General features: G+C 51.5%; 6 protein-coding genes. 2 read left to right on the top strand and 4 right to left on the bottom strand.

The genetic code is table 11. The features are described from left to right. Positions 1-2,883 (bottom strand): glycosyl hydrolase 115 family protein, encoded by a 2,883-nt coding sequence (locus K7P01_RS07225; protein WP_267291332.1) that lies wholly within the window; start codon positions 2,881-2,883, stop codon positions 1-3. Positions 2,884-3,111: 228 nt separating this feature from the next. On the opposite strand from K7P01_RS07225, the gene K7P01_RS07220 reads away from it, so the two are divergent. After that, positions 3,112-4,143 (top strand): LacI family DNA-binding transcriptional regulator, encoded by a 1,032-nt coding sequence (locus K7P01_RS07220; RefSeq protein WP_267291330.1) that lies wholly within the window; start codon positions 3,112-3,114, stop codon positions 4,141-4,143. On the opposite strand, the gene tamL is transcribed toward K7P01_RS07220, so the two are convergent. The 3 genes from tamL to K7P01_RS07205 form a co-directional block, all read right to left on the bottom strand. After that, complete coding sequence (gene tamL / locus K7P01_RS07215; RefSeq protein ID WP_267291328.1) at positions 4,144-6,594, bottom strand: translocation and assembly module lipoprotein TamL; 2,451 nt, start codon at positions 6,592-6,594, stop codon at positions 4,144-4,146. After that, complete coding sequence (locus K7P01_RS07210; RefSeq protein WP_267291325.1) at positions 6,587-11,593, bottom strand: translocation/assembly module TamB domain-containing protein; 5,007 nt, start codon at positions 11,591-11,593, stop codon at positions 6,587-6,589. Before K7P01_RS07210 ends, tamL begins: the two co-directional genes overlap by 8 nt. Positions 11,594-11,758: 165 nt before the next feature. Beyond that, positions 11,759-12,964 (bottom strand): glycosyltransferase, encoded by a 1,206-nt coding sequence (locus tag K7P01_RS07205; protein WP_267291323.1) that lies wholly within the window; start codon positions 12,962-12,964, stop codon positions 11,759-11,761. 443 nt (positions 12,965-13,407) lie between these two features. Here K7P01_RS07205 and K7P01_RS07200 point away from each other — a divergent pair, with 443 nt between their 5' ends. After that, complete coding sequence (locus tag K7P01_RS07200; RefSeq protein ID WP_267291321.1) at positions 13,408-15,033, top strand: DUF6377 domain-containing protein; 1,626 nt, start codon at positions 13,408-13,410, stop codon at positions 15,031-15,033. Positions 15,034-15,075: the final 42 nt, after the last annotated feature.

The raw sequence follows: 15,075 nt of genomic DNA, 5'->3' as shown, positions 1-15,075 counted from the left end.
TTACTTGTTGGTGACATTGGGAAAACGAAAGCTCTCGGGTGGACCGAGATAGGAACCGGGTACATGGTTGCCGATCACGATCTTTTGTAATACGACGCCAGCATCGACACGCCAGAATTTCAATGCGTGCTGGCCGGGTGTAAGCGTATGGGTGGAAGTGCGGATCAGGATGTTATCGCGTACAGCTTGCTCCCACGAGGCTTGCGTGAAGTTTGCATGTAGGTTGACCAACTGTGGAGGTTCGTTGTCAAGGGATATTGCGTAGCGAAGCCCATCGGTGTTAAGAAAGTTGAGGGTGGGGGATAAGTAGGTCGATACCGTCACGGCGCCGCGCTGTGTGGTGTGAAACGTATACTCTAAATAGGGCGTATCGGATTGGCCGGGGATGGAGGCCAATGCTGTCACCGGCAGGGTAATGACGCCGGCATCGGTTCGGCCGAGATTGTTGATAACCTGCCAGTGTACACCTTTGCCCGCCACCGCGCGGGTGAAGTGGGCAGCTTCCATCGAAATATACCCCTGGCGCTCGACAAAGCCCTCGGCCTTCTCGCCTTTGGGCAGGGATTGTTTTTGTACGATTGCCTGTACGACGACCGTAGTGTGCTCCGTCCCTTTAATAGTAATCGGAATGCGGTGTAGACCTTTCGGCGCATGTTGCCAGTCGATGCTGATCCAAATGCGTTTTTCCTTGTCAATCGTGCCGAGCGGTTCCGACACCCGAATATACTTCGCGCCGGGTTCGACGGTATAGTCAAACGGCGCGCCACCGCGGTTAAAGATGTCGATGGCGTAGGCCGGTTGTTGGTACGAATCAAATATGGGTAACACGGCCTGGCGTTTTTCCTGTGGCCACCAGGCAGAGTCGCCTTCTATCGCAATGCCCAGTGCCGCGCTCGGCGGCAAGGTGATGCGTTTTAAGAAAGGCAGCACGTCGCGATCGGGTTGTTGCCAGTCGGTATAACTGATGTGTGTCTGATCCATCATGTGATTCCACTTGCCACCGGCGAGTACACGGTTGTAGTAATACGAACAAGCAGAGTCGTCAGCAAATAAGGTCTTCACGCGATCAGCCAGATCGTTGGTGGCGGCGCGACCTTGTGCAGCGTAGCGATGATTGCGGGCCGTGGTAATGTGCAGCGCGTTTAGAATAGAGCTCGCCTGAATGGGATGGAGCACGAGTTGATAATACGCATCCTGATGCATAGCGGGTAGTTGCCCGGCCAGTGCTTTGGCACGCTGCGTAAGTGCGCTATAGTCTGCCTCGATGCGTTCGGCCTCGCGATAGTTTACCAGACTGTACGTTTCAGGTGAGAGGAGCTCGGGTTTGCGGCGGGCATTGTATTTCGTATAGGTATCCAGTAAGCTGGCAATTTCCGCGGCGTAGGTTGAACCGAATTGGCGGGCTGCCCATTGACGGGTGTAGTCGCCCAGTGTAGTGTTATTCCAGGCTTCAGGATTCCACGCGTAGTCGAGGAAGAATTCCGTGGGAAGCTCCATCGGTTTCAGATCGCCGACGTTTACGATCCAAAGCTTGGTGGCGCCAAAGCGATAGGCCAGGTGCATTTGCTCCCAGGTGCGTTCGAGTTGATTGGTATTAAGCCACTTGTAGTTGCGTGGTCCGCCGACGTAGTCGAAGTGATAATAGATACCATATCCGCCGGCCCGCAGGCTATCGCCAACGGGGGGTAGCTTGCGCAAATTCCCCCAGTTGTCGTCGCATAGCAACAGTGTGATGTCGTCGGGTACACGCATGCCCTTGTCGTAATAGTCTTGTACTTCTTTATAGAGTGCCCACAGTTGGGGTGTTTGGGCTGCATCCTTGCCCGTTACGCTTTGTATGATGTGCCGCTGGTCGCGTACGATCTTTTCCAGCAGAGCAATGTTGGTGGACGCACTCATGGCCATGTCGCCGTCACCGCGCATGCCCATGGACACGATGCTTTCGCGGGCGCCCATGCGCGTAATCCCGTCGGTCCAGAATTGCCGGAGGGTGGGAGCATTTGTTTCGTAGTTCCAGGGCCCCTGGCCGCCTTTTCTCCATTCGGCGTGCGCCCGCATCATGGGCTCGTGGTGGGTCGTGCCCATCACAATGCCGTAGCGATCGGCGAGCGTAGGATTGAGCGGATCGTCGCTGTTAAAGCTGGCCCACCACATGGCCGGCCACAGGTAGTTGCCCTTCATGCGCAGGATCAACTCAAAGAGGCGCTCGTAGAACGCATGCGTAAAACCACCATATTTTTCTACGGCCCAGCGGCCCAGCGCAGGTTCTTCGTCGTTCAGAAATATACCACGGTATTGTACGGCCGGCGGTCCTTGTATATGCCTGCCGGGGGTGATGTAAAGCGCAGTGCGTTTGACAATGGGTACGTCAGCCCACCAATACCAGGGTGATACGCCCATCTGTTTGGAGAGGTCGTAAATGCCGAAAATCGTACCGCGTTTGTCGCTCCCGGCAATCACCAACGCCTGGTCTACACCGTGAAAAGGTTTCTCGATTACCTGTACGACAAACGACTCCCATTGCCCCGCGATGCCAGTAACATCAAGTTTACCACGTTGCACCAGGTCGTCGATCCAGGGGCTTTTTCCAATCGTGCCGGCAACCACGATATATTTCCCGGTAGGTGTGGTACCGGTTGTCAGCGAAGGCCGCATGCCTGTTACCTGGTATAAATCCTGTACCCATGCTTCGGCCGCCAGCAATACACCGGCATGATCGGCATCGTGGACGTAAAGCGAAGCAGCAGTTCCTGAAGCAAATAGCGGAAAGCCACCGGATACACTTTCCGATTGAACATAGTTGTCCTGCGCCCCCAATGGCAAGCACAGGATCATGCAAAATAGGGTAATGCCTTTCTGAAGAATAGCGTAGGTGAGCTTCATGCAAACGAATTTGCCAGATTGAAAAAGATAATGCAACCGATTGCATGAATTATTTTAAGGAAGGTTTGCAGAAGCTATTTAGTGGCAGTTTTATGGTATGAAACCGATTTAACAGATCCAGCCCTGTACAAGTCATTGGGGTGGCTTTTTTGGCTTTTCAGGCTAAGTTGATCGCCCGGCCTTTTTTCCTTCATGACTTCTCGTTAACTACGCAGTGCGACATTACCCATGAGCGGACCCCATAAAGAAATCACGATATACGACATTGCGGCAGCGCTAAGCCTTTCGCCGGCCACCGTCAGCCGTGGTCTGAAAGACCATCCTGCCATTCGCAAGGATACACGTAAGCGTATTCTCGACAAGGCACGTGAGATGGGCTATCAACAAAACATGTTTGCGAGTAACCTGCGCCGCTCCCGCACCAATACCATTGGTGTGATTGTGCCGCGTTTGAATAGCTACTTCATGTCGGTGGTCATTGCGGGTATGGAAAAGGTAGCCAATGCCGCAGGGTATAACCTGATCATCAGCCAGTCGGCCGAGTCGGTGAAAAAAGAAGAGACCAACGTGCGCACACTATACAACAGCCGTGTCGACGGCCTGCTTGTATCGGTGGCCTATGACAGTGAAAGTCTCTCGCATTTCAATTTATTCCTCGATAAAAATATACCGCTCATCTTTTTCGATCGTGTGCTCGACCATCCGCAGTGTACCAGCCTTGTCATTGATAATTACAAGGCAGCGTACGAAGTTACGACACACCTGATACGCCAGGGCGGTACACGGATTGTACACCTGACGGCACGATCGAAAGGCGCAGTGTATGCCGACCGGTTGCGCGGCTACCAGCAGGCACTGCGTGATAATAACCTTGCTTTTGACGAAAGCCTGGTGCTGGCAGGCAATCTGAGTGAACTAGCCGGTGCCGAAGCCGCGCGGGCCATTCTGGCAATGAACCCGTTACCCGACGGTGTCTTCTCGGCCAACGACTCGTCTGCCGTAAGCTGTCTGCAAGCCTTAAAGCAAGCAGGTATAAAGATACCGGAGCAAATTATTGTCGCCGGGTTTAACAACGATCCGATATCAAAAGTCGTCGAGCCCAATTTAACGACGGTGAATTACCCGGGAGAGGAGATGGGTGAGCTGGCAGCCTCCACGTTGATACGCCGCCTCGACCGACTGGAAGGTGCAAGTCTGAATACCATTGTACTGCGCCACGAATTGATCGTACGCGACTCGACCTTGCGCAAAAAGCCCTGATCAGAACGGATACCCGATCGCGATATTAAAGATCAGGTTGTCGCTTCGCCAGCCCGGTCGGGTAAAATCAATATCGTTAATCACCCACTTCCACCGCTGACGGGCGCGGTCTTCGTCATCGATCCGTACGCCTTCGATCTCTTCAGGTAATTGAATAGCCTTGCGAAGCGGGAACGCTATATCCAGACGCAATACAAAAAAGCTAAAGTCCATGCGGAAGCCGAGGCCGGTACCGACGGCGATCTCGTTTATAAACGATTTGCGCTGAAACTCTCCGCCTACGCGTCGTGTCGTATCGTCTTTGGGATCTGGCCGCATCAGCCAGATGTTACCCGCATCGACAAACACCGCACCTTTGAAAGACTTGATGATATCAAAGCGGTACTCGGCATTTGCTTCCAGTTTAATGTCGCCGCGCTGGTCGATAAAGAATGCCTTGTCGAGATCTAACATGTACGAGCCGGGGCCGATCGAGCGTGCGGGAAATGCCCGGATACTGTTCGAGCCGCCAATCGCAAATTGTTTGATATAGGGCATGGTTCGCGAGTTCCCATAGGCATAGCCAACGCCTGCAACTGCACGGGTGGCCAGCTTACTATGACGGGCCCACTGCCAGTAATAACGAAAGTCGATGTCACCACGCACATACTGAGAGTAGGGAGAATTAAACAGGGTGTGAACTTTCCTACCACCTTGTTCCAGTCCAGGATCTATCCCGGCGGTGCGTTGCACGGTGTTGAGCAGGTTACCCGCTACGTCAATGTTGCCATTGAAATAGAAGTTATGTTCGCGGAACCTACGGCGCTCGTACTTTTGAGACACCTCCTGGGAAAGCTGCGTATTGAGTGTATAGGAATAACGTGTGCCGACAATGAACTGATTCACGAACGAACTGGCAAGCACGGTATTTAATGTTAACAATGAATCGAATTCATCAGTCTTATGGGTTTGCACATACGCGATGTCGACGGGGAACAACTCGTGGCTTTTGGAGGCTGACTCCCGCCAGTTATACCCATATCCCAGGTTAATGGAGCTTAATCGATAGTAACGTACCCGGTTCTGTATGTTAAACGCCGCCTTAATTTGTGTCTTCGGCAGGTACCGGCTGGATTTATAATCGATCTTGATAGGCGAGATAAAACGAGGTATCGTTAGCGTGGACTCCAGTCCCAACTCCAGTGAGTTCACGGGCTCCGATACTTGTTTGCTGATCTGCACTTCATAGGCTGAGGTGAGCTTAAGCTGAAACAACTCAGCGCCGCGCAGGAAGTTCCGGTCTGTAAACGTAAAGGCTACGCCCGGCCCCACAAAATTGTTGGATTTTGATGTTGCCTGTATTTCCGCCCGCAAGGATTTTTTCTTCAGCGGCGTCATAAGAATTTGCGCATCCAGCATGGCAGAGTCCGTTCGGGGCGATTCGGAAAATTTAATATTTACAAACTTAAAAGTACCCAGCCCCATCAAGTGGCTAAGCGAAAACTCGCGCGCTTCGCGGCTGTATAGCTCCCCTTTCTTTAGATTGATAACGTCGGTAATAATGCGTGGACGGAAAGCATGCTTGTTGTCGATGTAGTGGTAATTGTTCACCATCGTCGTGTCGAACCCCTTGCCCGGCAGCGTATCGGTGGAGAGCACATAGTTGGGAAAAACATTGATCTTATCCAGCCGATATATCTTTCGCGCGCGCTGCGGTATATCTTTTTCCAAACGCAATGTCAGATCTACTTTTTTCTCGCCCACGGTACTGTCGGCTTCAAAAATCAGATAGCGGTCGTCAAAATAAAAGAAACCAACGTTCTCTACTTCCTCTTCTATACGTTCCTGCTCCGCTTGCAGGCGTTCCAGGTCGTAGCGGATGTTGGGGCGAAGAATGGATTTCTCACGCAATGTGCGCAGCACGGCAGCATAGGTACTATCCCTACCTTTTGGGTAAACGATGGTTCGCAACCGATACGCCCTGTGCAGCTCGGTGTGATAGATGACAGTACTTTGCGTTTTGCCCTTTTTTACTTCTGGGACAACCTTTGATTCAAAGTAGCCTTCGTTATTCAGATAACTTGCCAGTAGCTTGGCCGTGCGGTCGGGGGTGGCGTCTTTTAATAATACCGGTGCCTGGCCAATCTTCTTTTTTAGAAAGTTTCGGATGCCTTTTTCCTTTTTTGGTGTGCCTGCCACATAATAAAGCCATACCCAGGGCCGGGCACCTAAAATCTTATCGTTGGGTTTGGGTACAATATACTCCTGCATTTCCGTTTCCAGCATACCGCGTCGGCGCACGGGGCCCTGTGGCATTTGGAAGTCTATCTCAGCGCCATTGTAAAATGTCTCTCCTGGTGGTAGATACCGGGTGGCTGTGCAACCGGGTAGTAATATCGCAATGAACAACAGAAAGGGGATATACAATCCCGACGATACACACGGAAAGACGGTGAGAAGACGCTTACTCATTTTCCGTGGCATTTGATTTAAAGAGCTCGCGGAAGGCATCATAGTCTTTTATATAAATAAAGCCGGCGCCGGTCTCGATCAGCTCGCCGTCGATCATATCGTAGTTGCTGTTGCGGAAACCCGTCACACGCAGGCGACCATCGGCTGTCAGTTTATATTCCAGCGCCAGGTCTCCAATATAGTCGGCTGCGGAGTTTTGGTTAGCCGTCTGCCCCTCCACGTCCACGTTACCCGAAACTTTCACTACTAAACGCTCGTCGAACAGTGTTTTCGAAAGCCCCAATTGTAACTGTGTCTGGCCCTGTGCCTGGCCACTGGAGTAATCTTCGTATGATTTTAAATCAACGGTTAGTTGTACTCCTTTTACATTGTCGGAAAGGCGGTTAAGTTGCTCCGTCAGCAGCTTACTCACACTACGGCGTGCGGAGGAAGCCACGTCCGAGCCTCCTTGTGTTTCGAGGGGATTCTCTGAAATAAATCGTTTTAATACCAGCAATGCAAAGACTTGTTTGTTGAGGTCAGATTCGCGGGTATTGATGTCTTTGATGCGCGCATAAATGTCACCGCCAAGTGCATCCTGGTCTTCCTGGGGCATATCCAGCTCAAAGCTGATATCGGGCGTCAACAGATCCCCTTTGATGTTGAGATATACCAGAAACGGCAAGCGCTGACGGTACCGCAGGTCCTGCTGTACGCCTTCCACTTGCGCCGCTACCAGGTCGATCGGAGACGTCTCCACTTCATAGATTGCGCGTAGGTTCAGGTCCGCCTCCATGACATCGCCCGTCCACATGATATAGCTGCCTTTTTCAATTTTGAACTCACGCTTTACAAGTTTGTAGAAGGAAAGATTATAGCTCCCTTCCGTTACTTCATACCGACCCGAAAGCTGCATATCACCTGAGGGATTGATATCGAGCGTTAACGTAGCGTTCCCCTTCACGCTCAACTTATCACCCGTGATCGGGTCGATCACGATATTAAAGGTCTCCGTATCTTTCAACTCGATATTAGCCGTCAGGTCAATGCCCTGGAAGGTAGTCTTGACGGTGTCCTCCAGTTTGAGCGAGCTTAAGAAAGGATCTTTTACCGCATCACGGTCCACAAACCTAACAATACCTTCTTGCTCCAACACGCCTTTTTCGGACTGCGGCACGACATAGGTAAACTCGCTATCTTTCGCCAGGCTGGCCTCCATTTGAATTTTGGGTAAGTTGGATGTGCCGGTAATAATGGCCTTGGTATTGATCCGGACGTTGCCATAAAACAGGTCATTGTCGATGGCCTTCGTATTGAGCAACTGGAAGTTTTGTGCATTCACACGCAGGTTGAGGTCGAACTCTGCGAAACCGGCTGTCTTTATCGTACCGTCAAAACGCGCTGTGTTGTTTTGTACGTCGCGAATGGTGAAGTCGTTTAGCGTAAGCCCCGTGCCGGTAAGTTTGATGGCTTCATCCTTCAATAAGAATTTGCTGCCACCTACGGTGGGGATAAATTCCGCCTCGCGGAAACGAAGCTCGCCGTCGATCTTAGGCGCTGCCGCCGCGCCATCGATCTTGACCGCCCCGGTGAGTTGCCCTTTTAAGTTTCTAACGTGCCCGAATGTAAACGGCTCAACCGATGCGAGGTCGAGCTTGTTGAGTGTCGTCGTAAAATGTATCTCCGGCTTCGGGATGTTTGAAACGAAGTATCCCGCGGCAACCACATCGATGTCCTTACCTTCCATGCGCAGGTCCAGATTCAAAGGACCGTTCGCGGCCTTGCCCAATTGCAGTGCCAGATCGCCCCACCCGCGTTCCAAAATTTTCAGATCGTGTATATACGCAGTCGAGTTAAAAGAACCACCCGCCGCTGCGCTGAGCGTCACGTCGCCATCAATGACGCCTGCTATAGGCGTTGTGCCTTCGATAATACTCGTGATGTTGCTGAGGTCTACCTGGTTAAACACTACAGAGAGCGTCGAGTCACGGTCATCTTGCTTGACCAGCAGAATGCGTTCCTCACCATGGGCAATGTAAAAGTTGTTGGGCATAACGCCGGCGCCCGTGAAGCGCAAGGTATTATACATTGGTGTCTTCCATTCCTGGTAGTTCAGCATGACCTGCCCGGGCAAAAACCGGAACTGAAAAGCATCCTCAAAACTATTAAAAACACCGCCCAGGAGATACTTCTCTTTTTGCAGCGAATCGAGGATGATCAGCCGTGTACGGATGGAGTCGTGCTGCACGTTGCCGGCCAGTTTGATCTCTTCCACCCGCAGCGTGTCCATGCTGATTTTTTTAAGACGGAAGGTATAGTCCAGGGATTGTTTATTGGATTTGACCACCAGACCGATGGAGTCGAGTGCCAAACCGCTATATTTTATTTTTGATAAGTGTACCCGTAAGTCCAGCTTGTCGTTGCGACTATCAAACTCGCCGGCAATTTCACCCGGTACGAATGGTTCCAGTTCCGGAAAAATGATCTCCGTCAGCAGGTCCGTGTTTTTGATCACCAGCGAAAATTCAAAGTCCTGCGGTGCAACAGGTTTTTTATAGGTTGTATCGCGCAACGAAAAGTATTGATTGATGTGTCGCGTTACTACTTCGGGCATGCTGACCAGGTTAATGGTACCCTTGAAATCTCCAGAAATTATATCCGAGCGAAGCGTAATCTCACTTTGACCCTTTTGATCGATCGAGGCAAACAAGAGTGAATCGACGGCATAGAGTTTACTGCCGTTAAAAACGGCAAACTTGCGGATGCCGATATCACCGTTTATTACTTTAAAATCGGCCGTGGCTACATCCACCGTCAGGGTGCCGCGTGTGCGGAGCGGCCGCTGCGATAGGTGTATGGCCTGGAGGTCGGCATTCTTGAGCTCGAGGTTGAGCTTATAACGGGGTATATTGCCCTGGTAGTCCAGGTCACCTTTAAGGCTAACGTCTAGGTTAGGATCGTGTAGCAAAGCGGTGCCAGAGAAAAAGTATTTCCTCAACGTGCCGTCCAGGCGAAAATCTTTATAGGTATAGTCGCTATATTCGAACTCGTGTATCGTGAGCTTGAGCGCAGCATCGAGGTCTTCCAGCGTTAAGCCACGGCCCTGGGCACTGGCGTCCAGATCGAGTATACCCATCGTCGAGTCCTGCTGCAGCAGCTTGCCCAGGTTGAATTTATTCAGGCTGACGCTACCACGGTAATTCTCTTTGGCCATCGAGTCAAGGTTCAGCTTGACATCGGTATCCAGTGAGCCCATATCCGTCTTGAGTGTGGCTTTCGCTATGGGCGCCATGAGCGAGCCGCTGAAGTTGCCCGTCAGATCCAGCCACTCCGGTAAGGTGATGGACTTCGGGAGCACCGAGTCGGCTACCACGGTATTAATATCTGCCCGCGTCGTATGTAGTTTGGTAAGCTTTAATGCAAGCTGTGTTTGCTGCACGTCGGGTAGACCCTTGACAGTGCCGTTGGCCACAAGAATAGTGTTGGATAAGGCGCGTATCGTAAGCTGTTGAACATTTAAATCGTTGACTTTGCCCGAGCAGACCAAATCGGTGCGTATGATCGCGCGCGGATCGATGTTGATGGGCAGGCTATCGAGCACCGCGGGCAGTAAAAAACGAATGTCTTCCAACGCGATCGATGTGTTTGTAAGCGCGACCTTCAGGGAAGCATCGGGATACGTGGTGGAGAGTGTCTCGAAGGAAGTAAAAGCAGCTTGTGCTTCCAGGTTGATGTTCGTGCGGGGAGAGGTCAGGTGAAAGTTTTCGACGCGTACGGTGTGGTCGGTCATGGCGAAGCGACTTTCAAATCCGGTCAACGCAAACCCACTTTTGTCGCGGAAGGAAAGTGCTTCGATGGTACCGGAGAGGGCCGCGCCTTTCATCGTCAGGTCTTCCCCCTCCAGGTTGAATTGGGTTAGCCAGAAGTGGTTGAAGTCCACGCCCTGCGGCTGCAGCGGTTGGTTGAAGTTGTCGTATTGGAGAATGTTGTTGGCAAGCTGAAGATTCTCAATGCCGAACTGCCAGGGCTTAGTCTGGGTCGTATCCGTGGAGGCAACAGATACAATATCCCGAGACACCAAACGCGATGAGTCGATCGTAAGCTGATGATACGAGATGAACGATTGACGCAGCGTAAATTCATCCAGCAGGATGATTTGATTGTCGAGGTCGAAGGTGTTTACCGCCACGGCTGCGTCGGCGATGTCTGCTTGCAGGGCCTGACCGGCGTTGAGGTCTTCGTAGCGGGCATGGATACCTTTGAGAGAGATCGATTCAAATCCGAGCGTAACCGACTTTTGCGTTGTATCCGTCGGCGCGGACATCGTTGCAGTAGCAGGCGACGGTGCCCGTTCATGTTGGATAAAATGTCCGCGGGTGTCTTCGATCGCAATGGAGGCTGCCCGAAAGATCATCTGCTCGAGGTCAAACTCGTCCATGCTTACCTCCAACGAGGCGGTTTTTAACGCCAGGTCCATACCCGACACGGCGTCTGCATACGTCGCCCGGGTGTTGGTGAGGGCCACATCTTCCACCGCAAAGACCCACGGCGCGGCGGTCGTGTCCGTTTCGACCGTGGTCGTGGTATCGGGAGAAGTAAAGGCGGCAATGATGTAGTCGAAGTTAAAGGCGCTGTCGGGCAGGGTACGCCGGATGTTGGCAACGATGCCATCGAGTTGTACCTGGTGGAGCTCGATCGTCTTTTGGGTAAGACCCCACAGATCGGTATCGACTCCCAGCTTGCCGGCATATAATAAGGTGTCGCGTTGCTGGTCTTCCACATAGAGTCCTTCCAGCACGATCTTCTTGGGAAATTGCAGGCTGATATAGTCCAGGCGGACTTCCGTGCCGATCTTATCATGCAGAAAACCGACGGCAGCTTGCACGATCCGGTTTTGCACGGCGGGCACGCGCAGCAGCAGGGCGACGGCAATAAGCAGCACCACGATGGAAAGTGTAATCCATCCGACTACCTTCAACAGCTTGACCAGGTATTTTTTGAGCTTCCAAGGCTGATACATTGTTGCCACGTCGCAAGCACGGGAAATAAAACTGTGCCATTGCCAATTTACATTCTGGCGACAAATTTCTACAGCACTCTCGCTGATAAATCGGGCATCCTGGGTAGTGAATTCCTCAATACGAGGTGGTTAACCGTCTCTTAAACGGCTAACCACGAGAGAGCACTATAGACTTCGGGAACGAATAAATTTCTTTTCTGTGTGCAGAAACTCCTTCCGCCCCAGTCGCACCCGGAACAAATTCACCACCATAGAGGTAATAATGCCGGGCAGGCGGGACAGGGACATGAGCGTGTCTTTAGTCATATACCTGGCCGGTACGAAAGAGAATGTGGCAATGGCATACAGGCCGATGACAGCCGTCCACCACTTCATGCCCGGAGTCCACAAGGCCGGGCCAACGTTCGGACCTGCCAATCCCATGACCACGACCAACAGGATCAGCGCTATAAAGAAGGAGCGCGGCAAGATCAGGTAGTGCATGATCTTGTTCAGCAGGTGGCGGTCGATGGGCAATGCCCGCATGTCGCGGTCCAGGAAGCGCCCCATGTGCTTTAGATGAACTTCTATCCAGCGTAGCCGTTGTTTTTTTAATGTCTGCACGTCCGAAGCCTTTTCATCATAGATATAGGCCTCGGCGATGTACTCTACCGGCACGTGCATTTTGAGCAATTGCAGGTCGATCTCTTTGTCTTCGCCGGTGTCGTGCAGGATAACCTCCTGATTGAAGATGGCTTTCAGCAGGCCGAACTCGAATGCCATGCCGGATCCGGCACAGGTGGCGGAGAGTCCGAGCGACCGTTGGCCCTGCCGGAAGATGACGTTATTCAGCTCCTCGTTAATACACTCCAGCAAGGCCACCGGCGTGTTCAGGTTCTTGGCAATGCGCCGGCATTGCACCGCGCGTGCACCCCGGGCAAAGGCGTGATTTACTTTCTCCAGCGTGCCGGGCGACATGATGTTGTCGGCGTCCAGCACAAAAGCAATGTCGTAACGTGCGTCGTCCACACAATTTAGTGCGGCATGGAGCGACCTGGACTTCGAGCTCACGTCGAACCTTACCTCGATCACATGTACGGGTAAGGCACGCAGACGCTCGATGGTTTCCGGTCGCATGGAGTCGGCAATCACGAATACATCGAAGTCGGCGGTGGGATAGGGATGGCTGATCGCTGCCCGCGCGGTGTCCAGGATGATCGTGTCTTCTTTATAACAGGGAATGAATACAGCCACCTTTCGTTTGGACGAAATAGTAGTGTAATCAGGCTCCTTCTGTACGCCATTGGCAATCGCAATGACGACGAAGTACAAAGTGCAAACGCTCAGGTATAAAAATATACCCAGTACGGCATAGGACAGTACGGTTAACATATACGCAAGATTAAAGTCAAAATTCCCCCTCACAATACCTGCCCGCTCTTTCGGTAAAAGCTAATGTTCGCTACCGGCAACGTTGTAAAGACGCAGTGAAGTATTGTATAAGAAATATACTGATTGGTTAGGTATATATAAAATATATTGGAGTAAATATTTTTATGTACCGGATTAATCGGGAGCCCATTGCTGGCGCAAGAGTAAGCGCGCAGCGCGGCTCTTGTGCCTGAACCTGTACGCAGTCTCCAGACTGCCGGGGCACAAAGGTATATACGTTGGCAACGGCGACGTTTGCAAACACGATTAGCAACGCACAAACCTTATCATTTTATACGCGCACACTTCCATGATCTCTCCGTTTTATATCCATTTCAATAACCAGAAATCGTTATCGGTAACGATAAAATTATTATTTTAATGGCTTGGACGTATAAGATCGAATGGAGATGATCCGCTGGCTGTTGCTCTTGCTTTTTTTGGTATTCGGAATGTCTGTGACGCAGGCGGAAACGCCCGTTTCGGAAGCGTTAAACGACCTGGATCAGGTGCTGGCCGACCGGGATCGGTACATTCAGCAAAAGAAGGCTCGCATTGACGCCCTCATGATCGAAAAACGGCGCACTCGTCCGGAAAACCTCTTTTTCTTATATGACCGCATTTATAATGAGTACAAAACATTTATTTATGACTCGGCCTTTACCTATGCCCGCAACATGCAGCATGAGGCCTACCGGCTAAAAGATCCCACCCGCATTGCCTATGGCCGGATCAAACTGGCGTTTATCCTGTTGTCGTCGGGTATGTTTAACGAGGCGCTCGACACCCTGCACGCCATACGCGAACGGCAGCTGCCCGACACCATCCGCACCGAGTTGTATTCTGTCCTCGCGCGAACGTACTACGACCTGGTAGATTTCAACCGCGATCAATACTTCACCGAACGCTACACGCAACTCGGAAACCAATACGTCGACTCTGCCTTGCACTACCTCGGCACCCGCTCCAGCGAGTATCTCCATTTGCGTTCTATGAAGCATCTGCGCATGAATAACTTCCCGGCAGCGTCGGCCGACCTCGAACGGATGCTCTCCGCCTTCACCCTCACCGACGCTTCCCTGGCCATCGCCGCCAGCACGCTGGGCTACATTTATCAACAGCAAGGCCGCATTGAAGATGCCAAGCTTATGTTGATTCGTGCTTCGATGGCCGATAACCGGTCGTCTACAAAAGAAACCCTGGCCATTCTCAACCTGGCCGAGCTCTTATATAAAGATGGCGACGTCGTGCGCGCCTACGCCTACGTAAAGCACGCCATGGACGACGCGAACTTTTACGGCGCACGCCACCGCAAGATCCAGGTGGCGGCGATCTTCCCAATCATTGAAGGCAACAAACTGGATACGGTGGATCGTCAACGCAAACTTTTGTTTGCATACGCCCTGGTCATCACCGTGCTTTCGATTATTACAGTGGTCTTTGCCGTGATCATCTACAAACAGTTTAAAAAGATTCAGGAGGCGGACAAGAGCATTAAAGAAGCAAACGCCAGCCTCCAGGAATCAAACAAACTTTTGCAGGAGGTTAACAACCACCTGATGGAGGCCAACAAGATCAAAGAGGAATACATCGGATTCTATTTTAATATCAACTCGGAGTATCTCGTCAAGATCGAAGCGTTCAAACAAGCGATTGATAACAAACTGATGGCGAAGAAGTACGACGACATCCGGTTTGTGGTGAACAATATCAATTTGAAGAAAGAACGCGAGGACCTTTACTTCAGCTTTGATAAAATCTTCTTAAAACTCTTCCCGGATTTTGTGACGACGTTCAATTCTTTCTTTAAAGAAGAAGATCGCATCGTATTGAAAGAAGGCCAGTTGTTGAATACCGAGCTGCGGATCTTTGCCTTGATCCGCATGGGCATTCACGATACGGAAAAGATTGCCAAGATCCTGGATTACTCTATTAACACGATCTACAACTACAAGGCACGGGTGAAAAGCAAGTCGTTGGTGCCGAATGAAGAGTTCGAGCGGAGGATTATGCAGATTGAGGCGATTTGATGTAATTAACAAAAGGTTAACAGCCCGTTAGTCTCCTATATA

The organism is Parachryseolinea silvisoli, assembly GCF_021190955.1.
GTDB classification, from domain to species: domain Bacteria; phylum Bacteroidota; class Bacteroidia; order Cytophagales; family Cyclobacteriaceae; genus Ohtaekwangia; species Ohtaekwangia silvisoli.
Note: the sequence above shows the minus strand (reverse complement) of the source record. Positions and strands in the feature narration are given on the sequence as shown.

Excerpts from the sequence above, each read along its gene's own strand:
- K7P01_RS07225 (WP_267291332.1), bottom strand. The coding sequence starts at position 2,883 with ATGAAGCTCACCTACGCTATTCTTCAGAAAGGCATTACCCTATTTTGC.
- K7P01_RS07220 (WP_267291330.1), top strand. The coding sequence starts at position 3,112 with ATGAGCGGACCCCATAAAGAAATCACGATATACGACATTGCGGCAGCG.
- tamL (WP_267291328.1), bottom strand. The coding sequence starts at position 6,594 with ATGAGTAAGCGTCTTCTCACCGTCTTTCCGTGTGTATCGTCGGGATTG.
- K7P01_RS07210 (WP_267291325.1), bottom strand. The coding sequence starts at position 11,593 with ATGTATCAGCCTTGGAAGCTCAAAAAATACCTGGTCAAGCTGTTGAAG.
- K7P01_RS07205 (WP_267291323.1), bottom strand. The coding sequence starts at position 12,964 with ATGTTAACCGTACTGTCCTATGCCGTACTGGGTATATTTTTATACCTG.
- K7P01_RS07200 (WP_267291321.1), top strand. The coding sequence starts at position 13,408 with ATGGAGATGATCCGCTGGCTGTTGCTCTTGCTTTTTTTGGTATTCGGA.